Annotated in this window: 20 protein-coding genes, 2 tRNA genes, 1 other RNA gene and 1 pseudogene; 2 read left to right on the top strand and 22 right to left on the bottom strand. The window is 59.6% G+C overall.

Annotated features, from left to right (window positions below; translation table 11 throughout):
- Nucleotides 1-2 precede the first annotated feature (2 nt).
- The 9 genes from hemC to rdgB all read right to left on the bottom strand — a co-directional run bounded on the left by hemC (nucleotide 3) and on the right by rdgB (nucleotide 8689).
- A complete protein-coding gene (gene hemC / locus E7002_RS00920) occupies nucleotides 3-944 on the bottom strand; it encodes a hydroxymethylbilane synthase (protein WP_303727054.1) in 942 nt (313 codons plus the stop codon).
- A gap of 28 nt (nucleotides 945-972) precedes the next feature.
- Nucleotides 973-2424 (bottom strand): glutamyl-tRNA reductase, encoded by a 1452-nt coding sequence (hemA, locus tag E7002_RS00925; protein WP_303727055.1) that lies wholly within the window; start codon nucleotides 2422-2424, stop codon nucleotides 973-975.
- Between the two features lies 1 nt (nucleotide 2425).
- Nucleotides 2426-3097: a bifunctional precorrin-2 dehydrogenase/sirohydrochlorin ferrochelatase gene (locus E7002_RS00930; RefSeq protein ID WP_303727056.1), complete on the bottom strand. Its 672-nt coding sequence runs from the start codon at nucleotides 3095-3097 to the stop codon at nucleotides 2426-2428.
- A 200-nt stretch (nucleotides 3098-3297) separates the two neighbouring features.
- Complete coding sequence (locus tag E7002_RS00935) at nucleotides 3298-4257, bottom strand: ABC transporter substrate-binding protein (protein WP_303727057.1); 960 nt, start codon at nucleotides 4255-4257, stop codon at nucleotides 3298-3300.
- Between the two features lie 318 nt (nucleotides 4258-4575).
- Nucleotides 4576-5352, bottom strand: a complete 777-nt coding sequence (locus E7002_RS00940) for a ComF family protein (protein ID WP_303727059.1) — start codon at nucleotides 5350-5352, stop codon at nucleotides 4576-4578.
- Nucleotides 5353-5490: 138 nt separating this feature from the next.
- Nucleotides 5491-6819, bottom strand: coding sequence for a glycosyltransferase family 2 protein (locus E7002_RS00945; RefSeq protein WP_303727061.1), 1329 nt, complete (start codon nucleotides 6817-6819; stop codon nucleotides 5491-5493).
- 1074 nt (nucleotides 6820-7893) lie between these two features.
- A tRNA-Gly gene (locus tag E7002_RS00950) sits at nucleotides 7894-7967 on the bottom strand.
- A 15-nt stretch (nucleotides 7968-7982) separates the two neighbouring features.
- Nucleotides 7983-8059 (bottom strand) — tRNA-Pro (locus E7002_RS00955).
- A gap of 27 nt (nucleotides 8060-8086) precedes the next feature.
- On the bottom strand, nucleotides 8087-8689 hold the full coding sequence (gene rdgB / locus E7002_RS00960; protein WP_303727063.1) for an RdgB/HAM1 family non-canonical purine NTP pyrophosphatase: 603 nt from the start codon (nucleotides 8687-8689) through the stop codon (nucleotides 8087-8089).
- Between the two features lie 136 nt (nucleotides 8690-8825).
- Here rdgB and ssrA point away from each other — a divergent pair.
- Nucleotides 8826-9193: a transfer-messenger RNA gene (gene ssrA / locus E7002_RS00965) on the top strand.
- Between the two features lie 689 nt (nucleotides 9194-9882).
- Here ssrA and E7002_RS00970 read toward each other — a convergent pair.
- The gene (locus E7002_RS00970) at nucleotides 9883-10809 is read right to left on the bottom strand and encodes a LysR substrate-binding domain-containing protein (protein WP_369692468.1); all 927 of its coding nucleotides are present in this window, start codon (nucleotides 10807-10809) and stop codon (nucleotides 9883-9885) included.
- Between the two features lie 155 nt (nucleotides 10810-10964).
- On the opposite strand from E7002_RS00970, the gene E7002_RS00975 reads away from it, so the two are divergent.
- On the top strand, nucleotides 10965-12707 hold the full coding sequence (locus E7002_RS00975; RefSeq protein WP_303727065.1) for an FAD-dependent oxidoreductase: 1743 nt from the start codon (nucleotides 10965-10967) through the stop codon (nucleotides 12705-12707).
- An 87-nt stretch (nucleotides 12708-12794) separates the two neighbouring features.
- On the opposite strand, the gene E7002_RS00980 is transcribed toward E7002_RS00975, so the two are convergent.
- The 12 genes and pseudogenes from E7002_RS00980 to E7002_RS01035 all read right to left on the bottom strand — a co-directional run.
- Nucleotides 12795-14360: a sodium:alanine symporter family protein gene (locus tag E7002_RS00980; RefSeq protein WP_303727066.1), complete on the bottom strand. Its 1566-nt coding sequence runs from the start codon at nucleotides 14358-14360 to the stop codon at nucleotides 12795-12797.
- A 186-nt stretch (nucleotides 14361-14546) separates the two neighbouring features.
- Nucleotides 14547-17261, bottom strand: a complete 2715-nt coding sequence (gene ppdK, locus E7002_RS00985; RefSeq protein ID WP_066661804.1) for a pyruvate, phosphate dikinase — start codon at nucleotides 17259-17261, stop codon at nucleotides 14547-14549.
- 180 nt (nucleotides 17262-17441) lie between these two features.
- Nucleotides 17442-18326, bottom strand: coding sequence for a pyruvate, water dikinase regulatory protein (locus E7002_RS00990; protein ID WP_303727068.1), 885 nt, complete (start codon nucleotides 18324-18326; stop codon nucleotides 17442-17444).
- Between the two features lie 67 nt (nucleotides 18327-18393).
- On the bottom strand, nucleotides 18394-20484 hold the full coding sequence (gene glyS / locus E7002_RS00995) for a glycine--tRNA ligase subunit beta (protein ID WP_303727069.1): 2091 nt from the start codon (nucleotides 20482-20484) through the stop codon (nucleotides 18394-18396).
- A gap of 1 nt (nucleotide 20485) precedes the next feature.
- The gene (glyQ, locus tag E7002_RS01000; RefSeq protein WP_066661792.1) at nucleotides 20486-21418 is read right to left on the bottom strand and encodes a glycine--tRNA ligase subunit alpha; all 933 of its coding nucleotides are present in this window, start codon (nucleotides 21416-21418) and stop codon (nucleotides 20486-20488) included.
- Nucleotides 21419-21455: 37 nt separating this feature from the next.
- Nucleotides 21456-22028: a signal peptidase I gene (lepB, locus tag E7002_RS01005; RefSeq protein WP_303727071.1), complete on the bottom strand. Its 573-nt coding sequence runs from the start codon at nucleotides 22026-22028 to the stop codon at nucleotides 21456-21458.
- A gap of 77 nt (nucleotides 22029-22105) precedes the next feature.
- Entirely contained in the window at nucleotides 22106-22831 is a 726-nt protein-coding gene (gene trmD, locus E7002_RS01010; RefSeq protein ID WP_303727072.1) for a tRNA (guanosine(37)-N1)-methyltransferase TrmD, read from the bottom strand.
- Nucleotides 22828-23322, bottom strand: coding sequence for a ribosome maturation factor RimM (locus tag E7002_RS01015; RefSeq protein ID WP_303727073.1), 495 nt, complete (start codon nucleotides 23320-23322; stop codon nucleotides 22828-22830). Before E7002_RS01015 ends, trmD begins: the two co-directional genes overlap by 4 nt.
- Before the next feature lie 61 nt (nucleotides 23323-23383).
- Nucleotides 23384-23635 (bottom strand): KH domain-containing protein, encoded by a 252-nt coding sequence (locus E7002_RS01020; RefSeq protein ID WP_066661777.1) that lies wholly within the window; start codon nucleotides 23633-23635, stop codon nucleotides 23384-23386.
- 3 nt (nucleotides 23636-23638) lie between these two features.
- A complete protein-coding gene (gene rpsP / locus E7002_RS01025; RefSeq protein ID WP_303727076.1) occupies nucleotides 23639-23881 on the bottom strand; it encodes a 30S ribosomal protein S16 in 243 nt (80 codons plus the stop codon).
- Between the two features lie 172 nt (nucleotides 23882-24053).
- Nucleotides 24054-25460, bottom strand: coding sequence for a signal recognition particle protein (gene ffh, locus E7002_RS01030; RefSeq protein ID WP_303727078.1), 1407 nt, complete (start codon nucleotides 25458-25460; stop codon nucleotides 24054-24056).
- Nucleotides 25461-25469: 9 nt separating this feature from the next.
- Nucleotides 25470-25726 (bottom strand): annotated as a pseudogene (locus tag E7002_RS01035) (hypothetical protein); the annotation flags it as partial.

Genomic DNA, 25726 nt, shown 5'->3' on the forward strand with positions numbered 1-25726 from the left:
GCTCATCGCAGCTCGCTCAGAATGGGGCCCGCACCACCGGCAAGTAGGTCGTCGACCATGCCCTGGGCCATCGTCTCGTAATCGGACGGCACGCATTCGCCATGGGCACGCACAAAGCGAACGCCATCAAGCGAGCTCACAAAGCCATCCATGACCATGCGCACATCGCCCGACTCGTCCACGATGTCACGGGCGTGAACGCCCATGGGAACCTGGCAGCCGCCCTCGAGTGCACGCAGGACAATGCGCTCCGCACGAACGGCCCTCATCGTGGGCTCATGCGTAATGGCGGCGCACAGGGCGGCTATGCGCTCATCACCCGAACGCACCTCGATGGCAATGGCGCCCTGCCCCACGGCGGGAATCATGTCCGCGGTGGAAATAACCTGGGCAATCACATTGGGAATGCCCAAACGCTCGATACCCGCGCAGGCAAGGACACCCGCATCGAATTCGCCTTCGACGATACGGCGAATACGGGAATCGATATTGCCGCGGATCTCGCACGGCTCGATATCGGGACGCAGGCGCTTAAGCTGGGCGGTTCGACGCAGCGAACCCGTGGCAACGCGCGCACCTGCGGGGAGCTCGAGAAGCGAGCCGACCGCCCCGCGCGTTACGAGCGCATCAGCGGCATTCGCGCGTACGGGAACGCCCTGAATGCAAAGGCCCTCGGGCAATACGGTGGGCATGTCCTTCATGGAGTGCACGCACAGATCAACTGACCCGTCGAGCAGCGCATGTTCGAGCTCCTTCGTGAAGAGACCCTTGTCGCCAATCTTGGAAAGCGCAACATCGAGAATCTTGTCGCCCTTCGTGTGAACGACTTCGACGCGATAATCGTATTCGGGGGCAGCCGCCTCCAGAAGCCCCTTTACGTAATTCGTCTGCCATAGAGCAAGCTTGCTGCCCCGACTGCCCAGGACAATCGTCTGCTTCTCCACAGAAGTACCTCCTCGTCTTGTTTCGAAACTATTCGTTCGCTACCTTGGAAGCGAACAGGCCCTCGCACATGGCCTTCATGTCGGCTTCCGACATATTGGGAACCCCATTCGGCCCGAACGTGAAGTGGGCATGCGGAATGGGATGCGGCGGCATGGCATGGGGAGCCGCAGCCCCCGCGCCCACCGATTCGGCATCCTCGGCAAGGGAACGCGCATGCTCGACCATGCCATCGCTATAGCCGAACAGGTAGCGCACCGCCTCGACGCATTCGAAATCCCTATTATGCGAAGCGCTCTGCTTCATGCGCACGGTGGGCTCGTGAAGGATCTTGTTCACGATGGCCCGCGTAGCGCACTCGACTACGCGCATGTCGTCTTCGGAAAGGTTGGCATCGAGGCACTTGACCATACGCTCGATTTCGTGCGCGCGAATGGCCTCGGCATCGCCGCGCATCTTCTTGATGGTGGGCACTACGGCATGCTCGCCAACCCAGGCCACGAAATCGCGCGTCTCGTCCTCGACGATGGATCGCGCCTCATCTGCGGCCTGACGGCGCTTCTCCTGATTGTCCGCAATGATCTCGCCCAGGCCATCGAGGTCATAGAGCGTCACGCCCGGGATGTCGCCGCACGCAGGGTCGACGTCACGAGGTAGCGCAATGTCGAGGATGAGCACATGGTCCTTGCATCCGGCCAGGAGCGAAGGAACCAGGATGTAATGAGGCGCTGCCGTGGAGGAAATAACGATATCGGCCTGACGGAGCAGCTCGGGAAGCTCATCGAACTGGCGGGCCGTGCCACAGAGCTCGTGCGCAAGCGTGCATGCATGGGCGTACGTACGGCTCGACACGATGAAGGATTTGACGCCCTGTTCCTGAAGGTAGCGGGCAGCAAGCTCGCTCATCTCGCCCGAGCCCACGATGAGCACCGTCTTGTCGTGGAACGACTCGAACTCGGCACGGGCAACGTCGATGGCGACCGTGGAAACCGAAACGTGGCTTTCGCTGATGCCCGTTTCGTTGCGCACGCGCTTTCCGCAGGTAAGCGCCTGGCGGAACATACGCGCCAGAACCATCGTGCACGTTCCGGCTTGCATGGCCTGGCGAAACGCATTCCTCACCTGGCCGGTGATCTGCTGCTCGCCCAGCACCATGGAGTCCAGCGAAGAAACCACGCTGAACAGGTGATGCACCGCCTCGAAACCCTCGCGTCGATAGAGATGGGGCTCGAGCGCATCAACATCGACCTGGCGATACTCACGCAGGAACGAGCGGATTCCCTCCCGAGCCAAATCGGGCGACTGAGCGTCGACGTAAATCTCGGTGCGATTGCACGTGGAGAGAATCACGGCGCCGCGCACGCCTTCGTACGCGGTAAGCGAGCAGAGAGCGCTCGCAAGGTGGGGCCTGCTGATGGCAACCGATTCGCGAACGTCGACATCGGCCGTCTTGTAGCTAAGGCCCATCATGTACAACTGCATGTTAACGAGCCTCCACCATACTGCACGCCTGACGATAAGCATCCTCGGGCTCGATGGTTTCGCCCGAGGCAATGCGCTCGCGCCAACCAGCGGCGCTTGCGGCCTCGTAATACGGGCGACGGGTCTCATCGGTGCCCTCGATGCGCTCCTTCACGAGCAGGCGAACCTGCCCCATGAGCTCCAAGTAGTCCGCCCAGCTATCGTCGAACTGCTGCTCGAGGGAGCGGCGAATGGACTTGGCTTCGGTGGGAGCAGTACCCGACGTGGAAACGGCAATGGTAAGCGGACCACGCGAAACGATGGACGGAACGATGAAATCGCATTCGGAGGGAACGTCAACCACGTTCATGAGGCACCCTACGCGTCGGGCCTCTTCATGGCAGAGGCTATTGACGCTGGGAACGCCACAGGCGCAATATGCCATGCAAGCACCCGCAAGATCGCCCTCTTCATAGCAACGCAGATGAAGTTCGATTTCACCGGCGTCGGCTCGTGCCTGAATGACACTGGTGACGCAGGGGGAAACGACGCGAACGGAAGCTCCGCATGAAAGGAGCGTCTCGACCTTCCGCTCGGCAACCTTACCGCCACCGATGACGACCGTGCGACGGTCGGTTAGGTCGACGAAAACGGGATAATACGCCGGACGGGCAACGTACTGTGAATCACTCATGCGTGCATGACCTCCATATCCATCTCCTTACAGCATGGATTATAGCCCCGTAAGACGGCTTTCCCGCCATAGCACAGCCCTTGCAGACGGATGAAGGTAAAACAAACAAGATTGACCCCACCTGCATGAAAACAGGTAGGGTCAATACTTCATGTGGTGTATCTGGTAACGAAACGCAAACAACTGCATGTTTGCGAGCATTACGCGGCGGAGTCAGTTGCCTCCTGAGAAGAGGATGCGTCATCGGCCTGCACCGAATCGCCGGCGGACTTATCTTCCTGCGTAGTGGTGGAAGAAGTGGTCGAAGAGGAGCTGGAGGAACCAGACGACTTGCGAGCCGCTGCAGACTGGTCGACGCTGCTAAGATCGAGCGACGTGCCCAGCCACTTGGATTCGATCACGGAAATAGTGCCGTTGGAGGAAATGGCCTTCAGAGCGGTGGCAACGGCATTCTGCAGCTCGGTGTTGGAGGTGGAGATGCCAATGCTATAGCCGCCAACCTTCTGCAGCACGCCCACGATCCTCGCATCGACGCTGCTCGTATACGCAACGTACGAACCGATGACGGCATCGGCTGCAACGTAGGTCGTCTTGCCAGAAGACAGGTCGGAGAAAGCGGTCTTCAAATCGGACACGCTGGACAGGGACGAATCGCCGAACTGGTTGGCGACTTCCCATGCGCTCATGGAAGACGACTGCGCTTCGATGGTGGGATTGGAATCCTCGGAGGGAAGCGAAGAGGAGGAAGACGTGGAGAATACGGAAACCGCCGTGGGCAGGTAGGCGTCGGAAAGCCATGCCGTGCTGGAAGCGTCACCCGCTTCCTGGTTCATGATGATGTCGACGGAACCGTCTTCCAGGGCGCCTTCGGCATCATTGCCCACGTCGACGAGTTCGAGCTCGAGGCCCATTTCGGTGGCGAGAGCAGCGGCGATGTCTACGTCGATGCCAACGAGCTTGCCCGAAACCTGCGTGGAGAACGGAGCGTTGGAGGAATTCACGCCAACGCGGAGCTTGCCGTCCTGGCCAATGGTGGGAACCGTTACGGTTGCGCTCTTTTTCGTGGGCTCGTAAGAAGATTGACTCTGGCATCCGCAAAGGACCATGCAGAGGGCGCACACGAGCATGCACGCGATACCTACCGAGACCCTACGTTTCATAGCATAACCTTCCGCTTCGGTTCTACGTAATGCTGTTACGGCTGACCTAGTCTTTGCCCCCACACTCGCGCACTGGAGCTGAGCTGTTCACCATCACCCTCTCGTCCGCGCGACGGTATGCCGCATAAGGTAAACGGACGGTGCGTCTTACATCTAGAATGCGCCATGCTCACGGTGCCTTGCGACACACGCTTACGTGGATCCTTTTGACCGCATCTGCCATGGAATAGGAACGCAACGTGCGTTCCGCAACTACAGCCCGTAAAAGCACCAGATATTGTATCAGATGGCCGTAAGGGCAAACCAGTTTGCGTAATATCAATACACACGTGCAAAGGTAGCGCAACGCACGTGCTCTACCCCGGCGGCCCGCAATGTTGAAGCGGCGGCAAACAAGGTAGCTCCCGTGGTGAACACGTCATCCACCAAGATGACGCTGCGCACGCGGATGTCGCCGTTGGCTCCCAGCAACGAAAAGGCAGCTTCCATATTGGCGAATCGCTCGCCACGCGCAAGCTCGCGCTGGTCCTTCGCATGGGGAGGCGCCAACAAGCTCGTACAGGGTGCATGCAGGTACTCCGCAACAGCCTGCGCCAGCGATGCGCCATGGTCGAACCCGCGCGAACGCTGCGCCTCGCGCGTGGCGGGAATGGGCACGACCGATGCTCCCCCGCTCATCCATTCGGACGGAATGGCGCAGGCCATGGCATAGGCCATATCGCGCGCCAGCCTCCGTTCTCCCCCATCCTTGTGCGTTCGCACGATACGCGCAACCGCAGATGAGAAGAGCGCCGCACTCACGCACGCGTCGAATGGAAGATCGTCGAAGCCCGTATCGCGCAGGCTCAGACGGTTACATTCGGTGCACTGCCGCATGCCATAGGGAGCGCCGCATCGCGGACAGGCCATCCATTGGTCAATATACGGAAGCGCACGACGACATCGCTCGCACAGCACCGAGCCCGATCGCTCGCAAATGACGCAACGAGTGGGCCATACCGTCTCGGCAAGGCAATCAGCCGCCACAAGGGCGTACTTCCGCCACCGAGAAACCGAACGCTCGCCCGCATCGACCTTCGCCATAGCCGTTTCCATGCCGCTCCTTCCCACGCATCATGCCTTCGAGCATGGGAGAACAAGGCGACATCGCTATGGAAGAAAGGTCGCATAAACATAGCGAAGCCGTTGCGCAATCGTCGCGCAACGGCTTCGCAGCGTTTCAGTTCGCAGGCGCTAGCGGGAAAGAACGCTCTCGCTTTCCTTGCCCTGCACCGTAGCGTATTCGCTCACGTTTACCGTGATGCTGTGCTTGATGGGCTTCCATTCCGGCTTCATGAACAGAGCGGCAATGGCAATGGGGATATACGTGATCATGAACAAGGGGAACGTGAACATGTACTTCACCTTGTTCTTCGAGGACGTATGGATGTTGTCCCATTCCGTAAACGTGGTGAGCACGCCGAACAGGAACATGAACAGCATGTAGTTCAGAATGCAGAACATGATGGAGGACGCGCTGGTTGCAACCATCTGGCCCGTGGACATAACGCCTGCAACGGAAAGACCAATGATGATGGCGTTGAACGTGATGGTGACGAGCGTGAGCAGCATGCCCGGGGCAATGGTCATAAGCATGTCGTAGCACGCGAACCTGCGACCATGGGGGTTCGTGAACATGCCCTTCACCAGGCGGAGTCCGTAATGGCCAAACACCTGGTAGAAGCCCTTGGCCCAACGCTCGCGCTGACGCCAGGAATCACGGAAGGTGATGGGCTGCTCGTCGTAGAGAACGGCCGTGGGGCAATAGGCAATGCGTCCGCCGTCGCAGATCGTGCTCGTGGAGAACTCGATGTCCTCGGTAAGAAGATGCCACTTCCAGCCATCGGACTTCGCAAGCACTTCGGCGGCAATGAAGAAGCCCGTGCCGGAAACCGCGCAACTGGTGTTGAGCGTCAGGCGGCTCTGGTTCAGGTACTTCGCCTCGCGCAGGAACCATACGCCATAGCCAGCGGAAATCCAGTTGCTGTCGAAGTTCTTGGAATTGCGGTAGCTCGTAGAGGCAATGGCACCCGAATCGAACGTGTTGTTCATCTCGCGGAAGTAGTTAACGTCGAGAACGTTGTCGGCGTCGAACACGAAATACGCTTCATAGCCAGCATCGCCATAGTAGCGCTGGATGTTCTTGTAGCCGTAATCCAGGGCATAGCCCTTGCCACGCTGCTCGGTGTTTTCGCGCTCGAACACGTGGGCACCCGCCGTACGTGCGATTTCCGCCGTGTTGTCGGTGCAATTATCGGCGATGACGAACACGTCGATAAGCTCCTGCGGATAATTCTGAACGCGGATGCTGTGAATGAGGTCGGCGATAACCGTGGCCTCGTTACGCGCCGAGACGAGCACGGCATATTTGTGATTCTTCTTCGCTACATGCGCCGGTGGCTTGCGCGTAAGCGTGACAAGCACGTAATACAGCTGATAGGCGTAGCAAACAGTGAACGTGATAAAAACGCAGAAGTTGAAGATATCGACGAACGATAGCTGCGAGAACAACTCGTCTAACACGTACCCTCCTTTTGGCTTTCTACTTAAACGTGCTAATTATAGGAACATTTCCAGCCTTAAACCTTACAAATCCGTCAGCTAGTGACATTTTCCCAGTTCAGCCGAATGCGCATTGCGCCGCGTTGCGCTTGAGCGCACACCGTCTACACAGAATGGAGGCCCTCGCCCACATCCTGAACACATAGCTACATCCTCTTGCGCGCCCAGGAATCGACGATGTCGAAGCCATATCCATCCCGGGCGCCCGGCCGCGTTCGCCCCTCGGGGCACCCGCTCCGCTGCTCGCGGCTCCGCGCGGTCGCTGCCCGGGCGGGAACGCTCGGCTACGCCTCCGTTCCCGCCGGCAGAAATCGACGGAGCCGCTCGTGCGCTCGCTGGTTCATGCTTTTACTGCGCGCTGCCCGGGGTTGCCTGCGGATTTGCGTGAGGCTTCGCCTCCCGCTCTCCGCGGGCAACCCCGGGTACAGCGCTTTTTTGTTTGCTTTCACAGTGCCCCGAGGGGCGAATGCGGCCGGGCGCCAGCAACGAAGGGTCGCGGCAATCGACGACACTCGGAGCGCTCAATCGGCTGAGAGGCCTACTTTAAACCTTTCTTGGGGATTTCATCTGGGGCCTCCGTTCGCCTTTGGCGAACGATTGGCCCCCGCGAGCGGGCGGGAGGGGTTGCATCCCCGTCCTGCGTTCGCCTTTGGCGATCGGGCGGGCATCGCTTCGCTCGCCCGCTTTGACGGACCTGCGAGTGGGCGAACAGCGCTTCGCTTGTTCGCCCTGACAAATGAGGGGATTTGGAATCCACTTAAAACGTTTCCACCTCATCGGTTCGATTCCCTTGCCCCGAACGCAAAACGACGCCCACCGTATGATGAGCGTCGCTGTAATCAAAATGGAGCGGGTGACGGGCTCCGGCATCCGCTTCGCGGATGCCGACCCCTCCCTCGCAGGCTCGGTCGGGCGAAACGCTACGGACGCCCCACTGGGGCGTCCGCTTCACGCGTTTCCACCTCATCGGTTCGATTCCCTTGCCCCGAACGCAAAACGACGCCCACCGTATGATGAGCGTCGCTGTAATCAAAATGGAGCGGGTGACGGGAATCGAACCCGCGTTATCAGCTTGGAAGGCTGAAGTTCTACCATTGAACCACACCCGCATATGCAAGGACTGCTGGTCGGGACGACAGGATTTGAACCTGCGACATCCTGCTCCCAAAGCAGGCGCGCTACCGAACTGCGCCACGTCCCGCCTTTGCAGCTTGGTCATTATATCAGACTATTTCAATGTTTCAGAAATATTCTTCCGCAATGCACGAAGGGCATTTCCACGGTGTGACACGCTGTTTTTCTGGTCCTGGGACACCTGGGCCAGCGTCAGTTCGCCACCGAATTCGTCGGGCACGAACAGCGGGTCGTAGCCAAAGCCCTCGCTGCCACGCTCCTCGTATCCGATCTTGCCCTCGATGGTGCCGCGGGCCGTGAGCTCGGTGCCGTCTTCGTCGATGAACACCAGCGTGCAGACGAATCGAGCCGTGCGCTTCTCATCGGGAACGTTGGCAAGCTCCCTCAAGAGCTTGGCGTTATTCGCGGCATCATCGCCATGCTCCCCCGCATAGCGCGAAGAAAAGACGCCCGGAGCCCCATCGAGCGCATCCACTTCCAGGCCCGAGTCATCGGCAAGCACGGCCGAACCGGACAGCTCGTGAGCGGCACGCGCCTTGATGCGCGCATTGCCCAAAAACGTATCGGCGTCCTCTTCCGGATCGGAATCGAGGCCTGCCTGGCGCAGCGTCTTGAATTCCCACCCTTCGAAATCGAGCGCGGTTTCAATCTCCTGAACCTTATGGGCGTTATTGCTGGCGATAATGACTTGCTTCATATCGTTCTCCTCACGTTAGTGGGTAAAAGTATACGCGGAGCAGGCGCACGCAAAGCCTATGTACCTTACGTTGCACACGGTATACAAGCTTGATTGGCGATGCGCCAGCGCGTAGAATGAGTGTCCACCCAATTTCGGGGGCGACTGGTTTCGACATGGTAGGCTCGAACCGGGAAGCAAGCCGTGGTCTCCTCGCCACGCTAAACAGGGGTACCGTCAAATTTAATTGACAACAAATCTTTCTCTGGGCAGTACGCCCTCGCTGCTTAATTTATAGCAGCGCGTCAACGTTGGGCACTTCCCTCGGCCCAGCCGCGATGTCACATTAGAGGGATGCATCCGCGCACGTAATCGGTATGGCGCACGATAAAGATCGAACCGATTAGGCGAAGGCATTGTTCGTCGACGAGCGCACCTTCGCTGAATCCTTTTCGCCGACTAAGCTTGTAGCGTCCTGGGAACTGTCTAGTATGGACCGGAGTTCGATTCTCCGCGCCTCCACCACAGACAATAGGCTGGTAGCACCCGCTGCCAGCCTTTTTTCTTTTCCCATGCCGTTACGGAGAATCGAACTCATTGGAGTGGAAACGCGTGAAGCGAACGCCCCTGTGGGGCGTTCGTAGCGTTTCGCCCGACCGAGCCTGCGAGGGAGGGGTCGAGCGTTTGCCGAAGGCGAACGCGGGATTCTCCGCGCCTCCACCACAGACATTAGGCTGGTAGCACCCGCTACCAGCCTTTTTCTTTTCCCATGGCGTTACGGAGAATCGAACTCATTGGGGTGGAAACGCGTTAAGCGAAGGACCAGCAGAATCCACCAACGCAGGCGAGCAAAAAGACGCCCCAGCCCAAACACGCTCGCGGGGGCCGAACGTTCGCCAAAGGCGAACGCAGGCCCCGAATGGGATTCCCAAGAAAGGTTTAAAGTAGGCCCCTCAGCCGACGGGAAGCCCTGCTCCTGCCTGACTCTCGAGACACTCTGAAAGCAAACAAAAACGCGCTACGTTCGGGATGCCCGTGGAGAGCGGGAGGCGAAGCCTCACGCAGATCCACGGGCATCCCGAACAGCGCGAAGTAAAAGCATGAAGCAGCGCAGCGCACGAGCGTAGGTTTCGGCCCATGCAGGGCCGAAACCACGCGAGCAGCGGAGCGGTGCTCGAGAGGCAGGCAGGAGCAGGGCGGCCAGGAGGATGCAGCTACTCAGCCCAGTCCCAGAACAACTTCGCGGATGAAGCCGCCGGCAATTCCTTGCGAATAATGGCGTAGGTGCCGAAAGCCGAATTAGACGGGGTGTCGAGCGGACGAATGACACGACCGTATGCAGCCTGGTATTCGGTAACCTCGGGGAAGCAGAAATACAGAGCATCACTTGCCTGCGCCGACTGAACCAGCATGTCGCAATCGGAAGTGGTAAGCAAGATGTCGGGATACACCCCCGCTGACTTGCATTCTTCCATGAAGAAGCGATGCAAGTGATTGCGCTTGCCATAGGTGACGAAAGGCTCACCATCCACATCACGCATGGTCAAGCGCTCCTTCTCGGCAAGCGGATTATCACGAGGAATGCTAAGAAAGAGACCCGTCTTCACAAGAAGCTTGTGCTCGAAGGCGGCCAGGTAATCGGGCGTGGAACCCACGATACCAATATCGACTTCGGATTCGGCAACCAAATCGAGGACGCTTTCGGTGGGCATCTCCTCAATCGAAAGACGTACGTTCGGATGAGCGCAACGAAACAATTCCAAGTAGCCATCGGGCAGGGAAAGCAGCGAACCATGACCCAGCGCAATGGAAAGCGACATGGCGCGCACATGCAATTCGGTATGCGGGACGAAATGGCCCTCGAGTTTGCGATAGGAATCGATGACAGGCGCAGCTTCGGCATACAGATTCGAGCCTACCTCGGTAGGCTGCACACGGCCATTGCGCACGATTACGAGCCTGTCTCCCAATTCGTGCTCAAGATTTTTCACAGCCTTGCTTAGTGCCTGTCGCGTAACGAACAGTTCATCGGCTGCCCTGGTGAAACTCCCTTTTCTCACCAAAGTGGAATAGTATTCCAACTGCCGTATATCCATAGATATCCCTCCTCGGACAGCTGCAACGCACCCATAATAGTCCATTTCATCGGCAACTAGAAGCAAAACCGAACATCAAGCGAAATCAAGTTGCTAAACGGCAAAACATAGCTGCGGACCTAAATGACCTGGCACGAATACACTGAATTTGCCCGTAGAGGGACGGGCCCTGGCAAACACATTCAACATTAGGAGGGAATATGGCAGAGCCAAGGGATTTCTCACGTCGTTCATTCTTCAAGATGGGGGCATTGGGCGCCGCCGGCGCCGCAGCAGCCGGACTTGCCGGCTGCGCATCGCCTTCGGGTTCGAAGAAGACCGAGGCTACGACGGCCGCAGGCGAGGTCGCATCGAGCGATGCAGTGCTGAAGCTTGATAGCGGCATGCCGAAGTGGTCGTTCATGGTGGCACCCGACCCGATCGCCGATAGCGCCATCACCGAGACCATCGAAGACGACATCATCATCGTCGGTGGCGGCATGTCCGGCTTCACCACCGCCGTATCCGCAGCTGAAAAGGGCGCTAGCGTCACCCTGTTCTCGGCTGCGAGCGCGCCCATTTCGCGTGGCGGTTCCAACTTCGCCCGCAACTCGAAGGTCATGGAAGAACTGGGCATCACCCCGTTCGACCCTGTGCCCTACTTCTACCATGAGATGCGCGCCGCCTCGTTCGCCATCGACCAGACCAAGTGGATGCGCGGCTACAACAACTCCGAAGAGGCCATGAACTGGATGATTGACATCGCTCGCGCCGCCGGCCTGGATGTCATCATGGAACGCGACAACTCGTTCGACCTCGGCCCGAACTACGCGCATGCATTCTCCACGCTGGGCAATTCCACCATGGTTTCCACGGGCCAGCAAGGCGCCGTCGAAGCCCTGGAGGCAAAGGCCAAGGAATACGGCGTGCAGATCATCTACGACACGAAGGCCGAGCAGCTCATCCGCGAAGACAACAACACGGGTCGCGTTACCGGCGTCGTAGCATCGAAGATGAGCGACGGCAGCTACGTGAAGTTCGTGGCCAAGAAGGCCGTGGTACTGGCTACGGGCGACTTCTCGAGCAACAAGGAAATGCTCGCCGCCTACTGCCCGCAGGTTCTTCCCCTGGTTGGCTACGAGCAGGGCGAAATCGACTACAACACGAGCTTCAACCTCACCGGCATCTATGGCGGCGACGGCCAGAAGATGGGCCTGTGGATCGGCGCCGCATGGCAGCACGCCTACCCCAACGCCCCCATGATGCAGGGCGCCTGGGGCGGCAGCCATGAACCCTGCGGCTTCCACATGGGCCTGAACGTGAACATGAACACCGAGCGCTACCAGCGCGAGGACATCTCCGCGCCCTACAGCTCGAACCACCTGCTCTCGCAGCCCGGCAACATTGCCTACGGCATCTGGACGGCCAACTACCCGCAGGCCATCCTGGACAAGGGCCACGAGTGGTACACGTTCGGCATGGACTACACGCTCCCCTCTCTCACGCCCGAAGAGCTCGTGAAGATGTGGGACGAAGGCGTCTCCACCGGCAAGTACTTCAAGGCCGACACCCTGGACGACCTGGCCAAGCAGCTCGACCTCGACGCCACCAAGCTGAAGGCAGTCGTAAAGCGTTACAACGAGCTGTGCGATAAGGGCATCGACGAGGACTTCCACAAGAATCCCGACTTCCTGGTGAAGATCGACGAAGCCGGCCCGTTCTACGCCGCTCAGAACTACGCCATGTTCATGACCGTCATGGGCGGCCTGCGCACCAGCGTAAACATGGAAGTCTGCGACGAAGACGACAAGCCCATCCCCGGCCTGTTCAACGTAGGCGCCATGATTGGCGACATGTACGCCAACACCTACAACTTCGCGGTTCCCGGCAATAGCTACGGCATCAACTGCCTGACCTTCGGCTATCTGCTCGGCCGCGACCTTGCAGCAGGCAAGTTCGACTAGTCGACGCCATACCGCCTCAAAAAAGATGCGCCAGGTTGGGTCCTCCTCCCCACCTGGCGCATCGCTTTATATGCCAACCTTGTTAGGTTAGTTGAGCATCTCCTCAACCTGATGCCTCATCTTGGCATTCTCGGAAAGGTCACCGCGCTTGGCATCCTCGGCCAATTCGTCGCGCGTCTCATGCCAGCATTCCGTAGCGGGAAGCCCGGGGATACTGGAAGCCAGGAACACGGGGTCGAGGCCCTGCTTCTTCTGGGACTCGTAATCGTTGAGCGCCTTGATGGCCCAGCCGCCCAGGAAGAACAGCGCAAGCAGGTTCACGAACGCCTGGAAGCCCATGAAGATATCGGCGGCATTCCACACCAGGTCGAAGCCAGCCTGAGCACCCCAGAACACGGCAGCAACGCAGAACACGCGGAAGATCAGAATGCCCCACTTGTTCTGACTGATGAAGCGAATGTTGCTTTCGGCGTAATAGTAATTGCCGAGCAAGCTGGAGAACGCGAACAGGAAGATGCTGAACGTGATGAAGTTCACGCCGAAATCACCCAGCGAATAGCGAAGCGCTTCCTGAACGAGCGGCATGCCCGTGAGCACCGCGCCCGTATTGGGGTTCACGAACGACGTGATGTTGGTAACCGGGTCGACGACGGTTTCCAGACCGCCACCCACGTAGAATACGAGAATCATCATGCCCGTGCAGGTGCAGATGATCATGGTGTCGATGAACACCGAGAACGTCTGGACGAGACCCTGCTTTACGGGATGGGAAACCGACGCGGCAGCAGCGGCATTCGGAGCGGAACCCATACCAGCTTCGTTGCTGTACAAGCCGCGCTTGATGCCCCACGACACCACGGAACCGGCAAAGCCACCCGCGAACGAACGGAAGTCGAACGCGGAAGAGCAGATGAGGCCGAATACCGCGGGAATATCGCCAGCATGCATGAACGTGACGATGAGCGCAATGAGCAGATAGGAGGCAGCCATGATGGGAACGATGATGCTCGTGAGGAAGCTCACGCGCTGGCCACCGCCGAAGATGCAGATTGCCATGAAGGCGGCGATGAGCAGGGCAACCCAAACGACAACGCCGCTGGTGAAGTAGTCGGGCATGTACACTTCGAGCGTGCTGGAAGCGTTATACGCCTGCAGCGCGTTGAAGCCAAAGGCGAAGCAGAGGATGAGCGTCACGGCGAACACGATGCCCAGCCAGCGCTTCCCCAGGCCCTGCTGAATGTAGTACGCCGGGCCGCCACGGAAGGAACCGTCTTCGTTCTTCACCTTCCAGACCTGGGCAAGCGTGGATTCCACGAAGGCAGAGGCCGCACCCACCGTAGCCATGATCCACATCCACATGAGCGCACCCGGGCCGCCAAAGGCGATTGCCGTGGAAACGCCGGCGATGTTACCCGTGCCAACGCGGCTAGCAGTGGAGATCATGAGCGCCTGGAACGAAGACGCCGTGGACTTGCCCTCGTTGTACTTCTGTTCGGTGATGGACTTCACCATGTCCTTGAAGAGGCGAATCTGCACGCCCTTCGTGCGTATGGTGAACAGGATGCCCGAAACGACCAACATGATGATGAGAATGTACGTATACATGAACGTATCGATGTCACCCGTAAGGGTAACGAGAGAATCCATGTCCATGCATCCCTCCTTTCCGTGCTCCCTCGCCGGGACCACCGCGCAGCGGAAAACCCGGCGAAAGAGAACTCCAGCTCCCTACATTACTGAACATATTACTGAACAGAATAGCAGTACTGGCCTCCCGCTGAAAGAAGCAGGAGGCCAGTACGTACGTTTTTGGATTATCGCCCTAGAGCGAGAAGCCAACTATTTCGCGAGAGCAGCCTGAGCAGCAGCCAGACGGGCGACCGGCACGCGGTAAGGCGAGCAGGACACGTAGTCGGGACCAATCTTCGCGAACTTCATGATGGACTCGGGATCGCCACCATGCTCGCCGCAAACGCCGAGCTTGAGCGCGGGGTTCGTGGAACGGCCCTTCTCGCAGCCCATCTTCACCAGTTCGGCAACGCCGTCGTCGAGCGTAGCGAAGGGATTGCGCTTGAGCAGGTGCTGCTCCATGTACGCGGGCAGGAACTTGGCCTCGGCGTCGTCGCGGCTGAAGCCGAGCGTCGTCTGTGTGAGGTCGTTCGTGCCGAAGCTGAAGAAGTCGGCATGCTTGGCGATCTTGTCGGCGATGACGGCAGCGCGAGGCAGCTCGATCATGGTGCCGATCTTGATGTCGAGCTCAACGCCCTCTTCGGCGGCAACGGCAGCCACGAAGCCCTCGGCCTTCTCGCGGAGCGTTTCGATTTCGCTCTCGAAGGCAACCAGCGGGATCATGATTTCCGGCTGGGGGTTCAGGCCTTCCTTCTTCAGGCGGGCAGCAGCCGTAGCGATGGCGCGAACCTGCATTTCGGGAAGCTGCGGGAAGAGGATGGACAGACGGCAGCCGCGCAGACCCAGCATGGGGTTGGCTTCGGCCCAACCGTCGATCTGAGCCATGAGGTTGCGCTTAGCGGCGATTTCGTCGGCGCTGGCGCCCTTCTCCTCCATGCGAGCGATGGCGACATCGAGCGCGCGGGGGCTTTCCAGGAACTCATGCAGCGGCGGATCGAGCAGACGCACGATGACGGGCAGGCCGTCCATGGCGCGGAACATGCCCAGGAAGTCGCCGGTCTGCAGTTCGCCGAGCTGCTTGACGCATTCGGCGCGCACGTCCTCGTTCTCGTCGAGGATGAACTTCTGGATGATCTGCTTGCGGTCGCCCAGGAACATATGCTCGGTACGGCACAGGCCAATGCCCTCGGCGCCAAACTTACGAGACAGCTCGGCATCTTCGGGGTTGTCGGCGTTGGCGCGAACACCCAGTTCGCGGATTTCGTCGGCCCACTCGAGGATGGTGTCGAGGTCGCCGGTGAGCTCGGGCATAACCAGGTCGACAGCGCCCTTCACCACGATACCGGTGGTACCGTCGATGGAGATCATGTCGCCCTCATGAAGCACGACGTCGGTGCCGGAAACGACGATTTCCTTCTTCTCGGCGTCGATCTTCAGAGCGTCGACACCGCAGACGCAGGGGGCGCCCATGCCACGAGCGATAACGGCAGCGTGGCTCGTCTTGCCACCATGGCTGGTGAGGATGCCCTCGGCGGCGATCATGCCGGCCAGGTCGTCGGGGTTGGTCTCCCAGCGAACCAGCACGCACTTGCGGCCTTCTTCAGCCACGCGCACGGCATCTTCGCTGCTGAACACGACTTCGCCCACGGCAGCGCCAGGGCTGGCGTTCAGGCCAGTGGCCAGAACGTCGTAGGTGGCGTTCTTGTCGAACTGGGGATGCAGCAGCTGGTCGAGCTGTTCGGGTTCGACGCGGGAAACAGCCTCTTCCTTCGTGATGAGGCCTTCCTTCTCCATGTCGATGGCGATATGGAGGGCGGCGGCAGCGGTACGCTTGCCAACGCGGGTCTGGAGCATGTAGAGCTTGCCCTGCTCGATGGTGAACTCGATGTCCATCATGTCGCGGAAGTGGTTCTCCAGCAGTACGAACACGTCTTCGAGCTCCTTGCCAGCCTCTTCCAGGCCCGGCGTATGCTTGAGCTCGGAGATGGGGCTGGTGTTGCGGATGCCAGCAACAACGTCTTCGCCCTGAGCGTTTACCAGGTAGTCGCCATAGTATTCCTTGGCGCCATTGGCAGCGTTACGCGTGAAGGCAACGCCCGTAGCGGACGTAGCGCCCTTGTTGCCGAAGACCATGCACTGCACGTTGACGGCGGTGCCCATGTTGTCGTCGATCTTGTTCTGCTTGCGGTACAGAACTGCGCGGGGGTTGTCCCAGCTGCCGAAAACGGCTTCGATGGCCAGCTTCAGCTGAGCCATGGGATCCTGCGGGAATACGGCAACGCCATCCTGAGCGAGGTCGGGATAGGCGGCCAGGTCGACGTTCTCGCTGAAGATACGCTTGAACTCGGCTACGAGTTCCTGCAGGTCTTCCGCGGTAAGCTCGGTGTCGCTCTTGACGCCGCGCTCGTTCTTCTTGATGGTGATGGCGTTCTCGAACAGGTCGCCGTCGAGGCCCATAACCACGTTGCTGAACATCTGGATGAAGCGGCGGTAGGAGTCCCACGCGAAGCGGGGGTTCTCCGTCTGCTCGATGAGGCCGTTGATGGACTCGTCATTCAGACCAAGGTTGAGTACGGTATCCATCATGCCGGGCATGGAAATGGGAGCGCCGGAACGGACGGAAACGAGCAGCGGGTCCTTCGGATCGCCAATCTTCTTGCCCACGCGCTGCTCAAGGTCTTCGCGGTACTGGCGGATGGTGTCAAGCGCGCCCTCGGGCCATACGTTGCCAGCGTTGGAATACTCCATGCAGGTCTGGCAGGTGATGGTGAAGCCGGGAGGAACCGGAAGGCCAATGTTGGCCATCTCGGCGAGGTTAGCGCCCTTGCCGCCCAGCTGCGGCTTCATGTTCGTATTACCCTCGGTTACATTCTTGCCGTCAGCATCCTTGCCGAATGCATAGACGCGCTTCACTTCTTCGGTCACTTTTACTCCTTATTCGCGACGTTCTAAAAGTCTCTCCCCCGCGTGTAACTCCGAAATCGCGAGAGAGCACGCTAATAATAACGCAATGCAAACGGCGAATAGGCATTATGACAAAATGCGTACAATGACGACGCTAAGTGGCACTGTGCTCACATGGCGAAACGTCCCGCAGGCAATGCCCTAGCGCGGACGCGGAACGCTGCGCGGATGGCGCATCTCGTAGTAGCGCAGAATCTCCTGCGCCGTTTCCTCAACGGCGCGATGCTCGGTGTGGATGACGATGCAGCCAAGGCGCCGCATGAGAGCCCGCGCCTCATCGAGATCGGCCACAACCTGTTCGGGTTCGGCGTAGGACGACGCCACCGAAAGGGCGCGGCCCAAGCGCTTGCGGCGAATGTCGACGAGCACGTCAGACGTGGTCATGAGGCCGAAAAGCCGTGAAGGATCGACGTCGTACAGCTGACGCGGAGGCGTGCTCTGCAGGTCGAGCGGCACGTTGCTCACGCGGTACCCCTCTTGAGAAAGGTAGATGGAAATGGGCGTCTTGCCGCAGCGCGAAACGCCCAGCAACACGATGTCCGCCTTGGTAAGATCCTGCGGATTGCGGCCATCGTCGTGCTCGATCGTGAATTCCATGGCTTCGATGCGATTGAAGTAGCGCTCGTCGGTGGCATGCAGCTCGCCAGGCTGCAGGATGGGCTCCATGCCGCTTACCCGCTTGATGGAGGCAACGGCATCGGTCATGAGGTCCACGGCGGCAAACTGGGGATACTCGGCGAAGAACGCACGCAGCTTCTCATTCACCTGGGCGTCGATGATGGTGTACAGCACGATCATGTCGGGCTTGCCATACAGCTCGCGATGGTACTCGGCATGGGCGAGCAGGTAATCGCGCACCTCCTCGAACGAACGCACGTTGGGAAGCAGCTCAACGCGCGGCTCCGTTTCACCGAACTGGGCAGCCGCAGCACGTGCTATGGCCGACGCGGTAGTTCCCACCGAGTCGCTAATGACGTGGATGGTGGGAATGGAAGACGTTTCCGCGCCATATTGAATGGTCTCCATGTAAATGCCTCCGCATAAAAAAGACGCGCCCTAAGCGGGCGCGTCGAACAAACGATTCACAACGTGCTTAGCGTGCCGCCTTTGCCAGCTTACCGAAATCAGCAACGCCCGAAAACGCCGAGACGAACTTGTTGAGCAACCGCAAACGATTGCTGCGCAGCGCCTCGTCTTCGGCCATGACCATGACGGCCTCGAAGAACGCATCGATAGGCCCGCGCAACGAAGCAAGCTGCTTGAGCGCCGCCTCGTAATCGCCCGCAACAAGCAAGCCGGGAACCGCAGCGGAGACCGCATCGATTGCAGAGTCGAGCTCGGATTCCTCGCCCTGGAAAAGCGTTGCGTCGACTTCGATGCCCAAGGACTCGTCGCGCAGGTTATTCGCCCTGTCGTACGCGATTGCCAGGTCGGCCATGACCTCGGGCATACCGGCGCGAGCCTCTTCCAACGCGCGGGTACGCTTGATGATAATGGCGGGTTCCGTTACGCCCGCGGCGAGCACGGCGTCAACCGCGTCGGCAGAAGCGCCGCCATCTCGCAGGATGACCTTGGTGCGCGTAACGAAGAAGTCGACCACGGCAGCACGCACGGCATTTCGGTCGAACGTGACGCCCTGACGATCGAACTCGTCAAGCGAGAAATCGATGGCGGCATCGAGGGACACAGGAAGCCCGGCCTCGAGCATGCCAACGATGCCGATGGCGCTACGACGCAGCGCGAACGGGTCGGAAGAGCCCGTGGGGCCCTGGTCGACGGCGAACAGGCCACAGATGGTGTCGAGCTTGTCGGCGAAGGCGACGAGCTTGCCCACCACGGTGTCGGGAGCGGCATCGCCCGCGAAGCGGGGCTGGTAGTGCTGGCCGATGGCCTGCGCAACCTGCGGCGTTTCACCGGAAGCCAAGGCGTAGTAGCTGCCCATGACGCCCTGCACGCTGGTGAACTCGATAACTGCATTGGTTACGAGGTCGGCCTTGCACAGGTACGCAGCGCGCTTCAAGTCGGCAGCGTCCTGCTCGGAAAGCTCCGCATCAACGGCCAAGTGGCCAGCCAGAGCGGCCAGGCGCTGGGCCTTGGCGCGCACCGTGCCCAGCAATTCCTGGAACACTACGGCGTCGAGCTTCTCGACATAGGACTCGAGCGGGTTCTTCAGGTCTTCCTCGTAGAAGAACTTCGCATCGGAAAGGCGGGCGCGCACGACGCGCTCGTTGCCATCGACGATGGTGGCATTGCAAGCGGGATCGCCGTTGGAGACGATGATGAAGTCGTTGGTGAGCTTGCCCTGCGCGTTGTACAGCGGGAAGTAGCGCTGGTGCATGAGCATGGCATCGACGATGATCTCTTCCGGCACCTGCAGGAATTCCTCGTCGAACGTGGCACGCAGAGGCGTGGGGTACTCGGAGAGGTTCACGACCTCGAGCAGCGTCTTCGCAGGCAGCTCGGCCTTGCAGCCCGTTTCGGCTTCGATGGCGGCAACGCCCTCGCGAATGATCTGCTCGCGCTCGGCCTGGGAAGGCACCACATAGGCGGAACGAACGACGTCGATAAGATGCTCGGCCGTGTCGACCACGTGCTCGCCCGGGGCAAGCACGCGATGGCCCATGGTGGAGTTACCGGAAACGGCACCCGCGAACGTAACGGGAATGACCTGGTCGTCGAGCATAGCGCAGATCCAGCGAACCGGACGCACGAAGTAATCGCGGTATGCAGCCCAGCGGCAGCTGCGGGGCCACTTCAGCATGGTGATGAACTCCGACAGGATGCCGGGAAGCAGGCTGATGATGGGCGTAGCGGGGATTTCCTTCGTGGCGTACACGTACTCGACGCCACCCTCGTCGCGACGCTCCAGGTCGTCGGGCGTAAGGCCCTTGCCACGTGCAAAGCCGATGGCAGCCTTCGTGGGATTGCCGTCGGCATCGAACGCGATCTTGGCCGCAGGGCCACGATATTCCTCGCGCAGCGCCTCGGTTGCCTCGGGCAGACCGTAGCCCATCACGATGATGCGACGGGGGCTCGTGAAGACTTCGAACTGCTGGAACGGAATGCGCGCAGCCTGGAATGCCTCGGGAACTGCCTTCTCGAGCTGCTTGCGTGCGGAGTCAAGATCGAACGCGGGAATCTCCTCGACGCCGATTTCAAATGCGAGCGTATGCGTATTCGACATGCTACTCCCCCTTCTCTTCCTCGAGCTGGGGAGCCGAACCCACCACATGCTCCATGTACGACGCGCAGCAATCCTTCACCATGGAACGGACGCGCAGAATGTATGCCATGCGCTCGGTAGCGGAAATGACGCCGCGGGCATCGAGCAGGTTGAACGCATGATTGCACTTCAGAACCCAGTCGTACGCGGGAAGCGGAAGGTTGGCGGCCAGGCACGCCTGAGCCTCGGCTTCGCAATTGTCGAACAGCTGGAACAGGAAATCGGTGTTGCCGATTTCGAAGTTGTACGTAGAGAACTCGCGCTCGTTTTCCAGGTAGACGTCGCCATACGTGAATTCGACGCCGTCGTCGCCACGCGCCCAGATGATGTCGTAGACGCTATCGACGCCCTGGATGTACATGGTAAGGCGTTCCAGGCCATAGGCAATTTCCACGGGAACCGGCGAGCACTCGAAGCCGCCCACCTGCTGGAAGTACGTGAACTGCGTGACCTCCATGCCGTTCAGCCAGACTTCCCAGCCAAGGCCCCATGCGCCCAGCGTGGGGCTTTCCCAGTCGTCCTCGACGAAGCGCACGTCGTGCTCGTTCGGCTCGATGCCAATGGCACGCAGGCTGCCCAGGTACAGATCCTGGATGTTGTCGGGCGAGGGCTTCATGAGCACCTGGAACTGATAGTAGTACTGCAGGCGATTCGGGTTCTCGCCGTAGCGGCCGTCGGTTGGCCTGCGGCAACCCTGCACATACGCCGTACGCCAGGTATCGGGACCAAGCGAGCGCAGCGTGGTGGCGGTATGGTTGGTACCAGCGCCCACCGCACCGTCATACGGCTGCAGAATAACGCAGCCCTGCTCGGCCCAGTAATGCTGGAGATTCATAATGATGTCTTGGAATGTGGGAACGGCTCCCGCATTCACCGTGGCGTCCTGAGGTGCCATGATCCTCCTCGTTGTCTTCCTGCAAAAGAATTGATGATTAGCTAATGGGGCCGAAATGCTGGAACGGCCAGTAGATAAAGCACACGTGACCCGTAACGCTGGAAACGGGCACGGCGCCGAAGTAGCGCGAATCGGCAGAGTTGCCGCGATTGTCGCCCATTACCCAGATATAGCCTTCGGGAACGGTGTAGGGATATTCCACGGTAACGTCGGCTGCGGTGCTAAGCGGGTACGATTGCTGCCCATTGGTGTAGGGCTCGAACGCCGCTTCCCCATCGACGTACACCACGCCGTCGACCAGGTCGACCGTCTGGCCACCCGTAGCAACAACGCGCTTCACGAGCGTGCGGCCGTCGACTTCGGGGTCGTCGAAGGTGACGATGTCGCCCACCTGCACGTCGCGGGAATAATACGAAATCTTTTCCGAGAAGATGCGGTCATCCGACATGATGGTCGTTTCCATGCTGCCGGAGGGAACTTCGTAGGGCGTGATGACATACGTGCGGAGCAGATAGGCGCAGCCGACGATAAGGGCCACGATAACCAAGAATTCAACGCACGCGCGCCCGAAACCTCCCGACTTCGAAGGTGCATGGTTACCGGAATTCATCGGCTTTCCTCTCCGTGGCGAAACGCCCAAACGTTACAAATGCTGAATTTTAATGATAGCGCTTCGAGAGCAACCCATTAGCGGTTGTGCAAAGATTTCAAAAAGTCACGGTCTTGCTGTGACAAGTTGGATTCCTCGATGAGGTCGGGGCGCAAGCGAGCGGTGCGCTCGATGCTCTGCTCGCGGCGCCAGCGATCGATGGCCGCATGATTGCCCGAAAGCAGCACGGGTGGCACCTCCATGCCCCGAAACGTAGCCGGGCGCGTGTACTGCGGGTATTCAAGCAAGCCATCGTAGAAGCTCTCGTCGACCGCGCTGCCCTCGTCGCCCAAGACGCCCGGAAGCAAACGAGCGACGGCATCGATGACCACCATGCTGGCAAGCTCGCCGCTGGTGAGCACGTAGTCACCCAGCGAAATGCAGCGATCGGCAAGCGAGTACGCGCGCTCGTCGATGCCTTCGTAATGGCCGCAGACGAACAGCAGTCGGGGCTTTTCGGAAAGCTCCTGCGCCAGCCCCTGGTTGAAGGGCTCGCCCGTTGGCGTAAGGAAGAGCGTGTAGGGCTTGGGACCCACAGAGACGATGCTGTCATACGCCTCGAAGATGGGCTCGCACTTCATGACGAGGCCCTGGCCGCCGCCATACGGTTCATCGTCGGTGGTGCGATGGCGGTCGTGCGTCCAATCGCGCAGGTCGTGGGCGTGAAATTCGAGAGCGCCCTTCTCCTGTGCGATGCGCATCATGCTCGTGCCCATCACCGAATCGTACATGCCGGGAAACGTGGAGAGCGTATCTACGATCACGATTCGTCCTCCGGGATATCTTCGTCGGACGACTCGGAAAGCGTGAGCAGACCAGCGGGAATGGCAGTGCCAACCACGCGCTCCTCTTCCTGAATCGAGCGAATGAACTCGTCGACAGCGGGAATGAGCACTTCGCCGCGCTCGCCCTGCACGACCAGAAGAGACTGGCCGGGATTGTCGATGACTTCGGCAATTTCGCCCAAATCGCCGAACTCGGCATCGACCACACGCCAACCTGCAAGCGCAGAAGGCGTGCTGGCATAATCGATTTCGGGCAGGCTATCGCGCCTTACCAGGCAGTACGATCCAATAAGTACATCGGCATCCGAAGCCGATTCGACGCCATCGAACGAAACCTCGCAGGCATTGCCCTTGCTTTGATACAACTCGCGCACAACCGCAGACCGAGGACCCTTCAGCGTGGGAGGCACGAAACGCACTTCCATGCCCTCCGAAAGCAGGAAAGGGAGCCCCGCGATGGCTTGCACCACGAGGTTCCCTTCAAGATTCCTAGTCTTCGCTACGCGAGCTACACGAACCCACGCACCCATTTTATTCGGCAATCTCCACATCGACGTGACGATCGGCTCGGACGGCAGCGGCACGAGCGAGCGTGCGGATGGCCTTGATTACACGACCCTGTCGACCGATGACCTTGCCCGTATCCTCTTCGTTGAGAGCGATCTCAACGAGAATGCCCGCATCGGATTCCGTCTGGGAAACCTGCAGGTCGCCAGGATACTCAACAATAGGCTCTACGAGCGTACGAACCAATCCCGCCAGATCCATAGTCTGATCGGACATAATTTATGCGTCCTTGCGAGCGGTTTCGATGAGGCGAGCAACCGTGTCGGTGGGCTGAGCGCCATTGGCGATCCACTTGTCGACCTTCTCCAGATCGATCTGGATCATGGAAGGATCGGTGTTGGGGTTATAACGACCAACTTCGTCGATCAGACGACCGTCGCGAGGAGAGCGAGCGTCGGCGACAACGATGCGGTAGTACGGGGCCTTTTTAGCGCCATGACGGGCGAGGCGAATCTTGACCATGAAGGTGAACTCCTTTAATTTCCTACGTATACGAGAGCGTAAAAGCGCTCTTGAAAACAGCAATTGGTAATGTTAGCCCGTAGGGGCAATTTACGCAAGCATAGCGTTCAAACACAAACGAAATCCAGAAAGATTACCATGCAACGCTCACAGCGACGGCGCACTCCCCCGCCTACTGGTCGAGCATGTCCTGAATCTTCTGAAGGTCCTTCAGGTTCATGCCAGGCATGCCGGGCAAACCGCGACGACGGCGCTTCTTGCCCTTCTTGCCCTTGCGTCCGGCGGACATATCCTCGGTGGGCATCATCTGCTTGAGCATCTTCTTGGTTTCGTTGAACTTCTTCATCACCTGGTTTACCTCGGTGACCGAAACACCCGCGCCGCGCGCGATGCGCGCACGACGGCTGCCGTTGAGGATATCGGGATGCAGGCGCTCTTCCGCCGTCATGCTGAAGATGATGTTCTCCATACGATCGAGCGCCGACGTGTCGACCTGACCCTGGGAAAGGGCCTTGTCGCCACCAGGCAAGGCGGAAACGAGCTTGGAGATGCCGCCCATCTTGCGAACGCGCTTGTTCATTTCCAAGAAGTCGTTCAAGTTGAGCTGGGCCTTCATCATGCGCTCGGTCTGCTCGGCTTCCAGCTGCTCTTCCTGGAGCTTCGTGGCCGATTCGATGAGGCTCACAACGTCGCCCATGCCCAAGATGCGCTTGGCCATGCGATCGGGGTGGAATTCCTCGAGGGAATCGGGCTTTTCGCCCTGGCTGATGAACTTGATGGGCTTGCCGGTTACCTCGCGAATGGAAAGCGCGCCACCGCCACGGGCGTCGCCATCCATCTTCGACATGATGACGCCGTCGAAATCGACCTGCTCGGCGAAGGCGGAGGCAACGTTCACGACATCCTGGCCGGTCATGGCGTCGACGACCATGAGAATCTGGTCGGGCTTGGTGGCTTCCTTGATGTCGCGCGCTTCCTGCATCATCTGCTCGTCGACATGCAGGCGGCCCGCCGTGTCGATGATCACGACGTCACGCAGGTTGTCGATGGCGTCCTGCACGCCTTCCTTGGCGATGCGGACCGGGTCTTGCCCATCGCCGCGATACACGCGCACGCCCATCTCGTCGCCAAGCGTTTGCAGCTGATCGGCTGCAGCGGGACGATAGACATCGCAGGCCACGAGCAGCGGATTGTGATTCTGCTGCTTCAGCAGGTACGCGAGCTTTGCGGATGCCGTGGTCTTACCAGAGCCCTGAAGGCCCACGAGCATGATCACATTGGGGATGCGACTGGAAAGCACCAGGCGCGAATCGGTTTCGCCCAGCAGGCGCGTGAGCTCGTCGAGGACGACCTTGATGACGTTCTGCGCGGGCGTGAGCGAATCGAGCACTTCCGCGGTCAGGCAGCGTTCCTTCGTGCGTGCGACGAAGCTCTTGACGACCTTGAAGTTGACGTCGGCTTCGAGCAGGGCCATGCGAATCTCGCGCATGGCGGCATTGATGTCGTCTTCCGTAAGCCTGCCCTTGCTGCGCAGGCCGCCAAAAATGCTCTGGAGGCGATCGGAAAGGTTCTCGAGCATGCGTATCTCCTAAAATCCCATCCACTTGAAGGCGCGCTTCAGGCGACCTTCCTTCTTGGGCTCTTCCGCAGGGGCTTCCTGCTCTTCTTCGGCTTCGTCCGCAAGGTCGCAAGCAACCTCGGGCTCGGATTCAGATTCGAGCTCGACCTCGACCTCAGGCTCGGGCTCGACCTCGACCTCGGGCTCGGGCTCAGGCTCAGGCTCAGGCTCAGGCTCAGGCTCAGGCTCAGGCTCAGGCTCAGGCTCAGGCTCAGGCTCAGGCTCAG

The organism is Denitrobacterium detoxificans (genome assembly GCF_015062615.1).
In the GTDB taxonomy this organism is placed as follows: domain Bacteria; phylum Actinomycetota; class Coriobacteriia; order Coriobacteriales; family Eggerthellaceae; genus Denitrobacterium; species Denitrobacterium detoxificans_A.

Bases quoted from the DNA above. Each gene is read 5' to 3' on its own strand.
- hemA (WP_303727055.1), bottom strand. From the start codon at position 2,424: ATGCAGTTGTACATGATGGGCCTTAGCTACAAGACGGCCGATGTCGAC.
- E7002_RS00930 (WP_303727056.1), bottom strand. From the start codon at position 3,097: ATGAGTGATTCACAGTACGTTGCCCGTCCGGCGTATTATCCCGTTTTC.
- E7002_RS00935 (WP_303727057.1), bottom strand. From the start codon at position 4,257: ATGAAACGTAGGGTCTCGGTAGGTATCGCGTGCATGCTCGTGTGCGCC.
- E7002_RS00940 (WP_303727059.1), bottom strand. From the start codon at position 5,352: ATGGAAACGGCTATGGCGAAGGTCGATGCGGGCGAGCGTTCGGTTTCT.
- rdgB (WP_303727063.1), bottom strand. From the start codon at position 8,689: ATGAAGCAAGTCATTATCGCCAGCAATAACGCCCATAAGGTTCAGGAG.
- E7002_RS00970 (WP_369692468.1), bottom strand. From the start codon at position 10,809: ATGGACTATTATGGGTGCGTTGCAGCTGTCCGAGGAGGGATATCTATG.
- E7002_RS00975 (WP_303727065.1), top strand. From the start codon at position 10,965: ATGGCAGAGCCAAGGGATTTCTCACGTCGTTCATTCTTCAAGATGGGG.
- E7002_RS00980 (WP_303727066.1), bottom strand. From the start codon at position 14,360: ATGGACATGGATTCTCTCGTTACCCTTACGGGTGACATCGATACGTTC.
- E7002_RS00990 (WP_303727068.1), bottom strand. From the start codon at position 18,326: ATGGAGACCATTCAATATGGCGCGGAAACGTCTTCCATTCCCACCATC.
- glyS (WP_303727069.1), bottom strand. From the start codon at position 20,484: ATGTCGAATACGCATACGCTCGCATTTGAAATCGGCGTCGAGGAGATT.
- glyQ (WP_066661792.1), bottom strand. From the start codon at position 21,418: ATGGCACCTCAGGACGCCACGGTGAATGCGGGAGCCGTTCCCACATTC.
- lepB (WP_303727071.1), bottom strand. From the start codon at position 22,028: ATGAATTCCGGTAACCATGCACCTTCGAAGTCGGGAGGTTTCGGGCGC.
- E7002_RS01020 (WP_066661777.1), bottom strand. From the start codon at position 23,635: ATGTCCGATCAGACTATGGATCTGGCGGGATTGGTTCGTACGCTCGTA.
- rpsP (WP_303727076.1), bottom strand. From the start codon at position 23,881: ATGGTCAAGATTCGCCTCGCCCGTCATGGCGCTAAAAAGGCCCCGTAC.
- ffh (WP_303727078.1), bottom strand. From the start codon at position 25,460: ATGCTCGAGAACCTTTCCGATCGCCTCCAGAGCATTTTTGGCGGCCTG.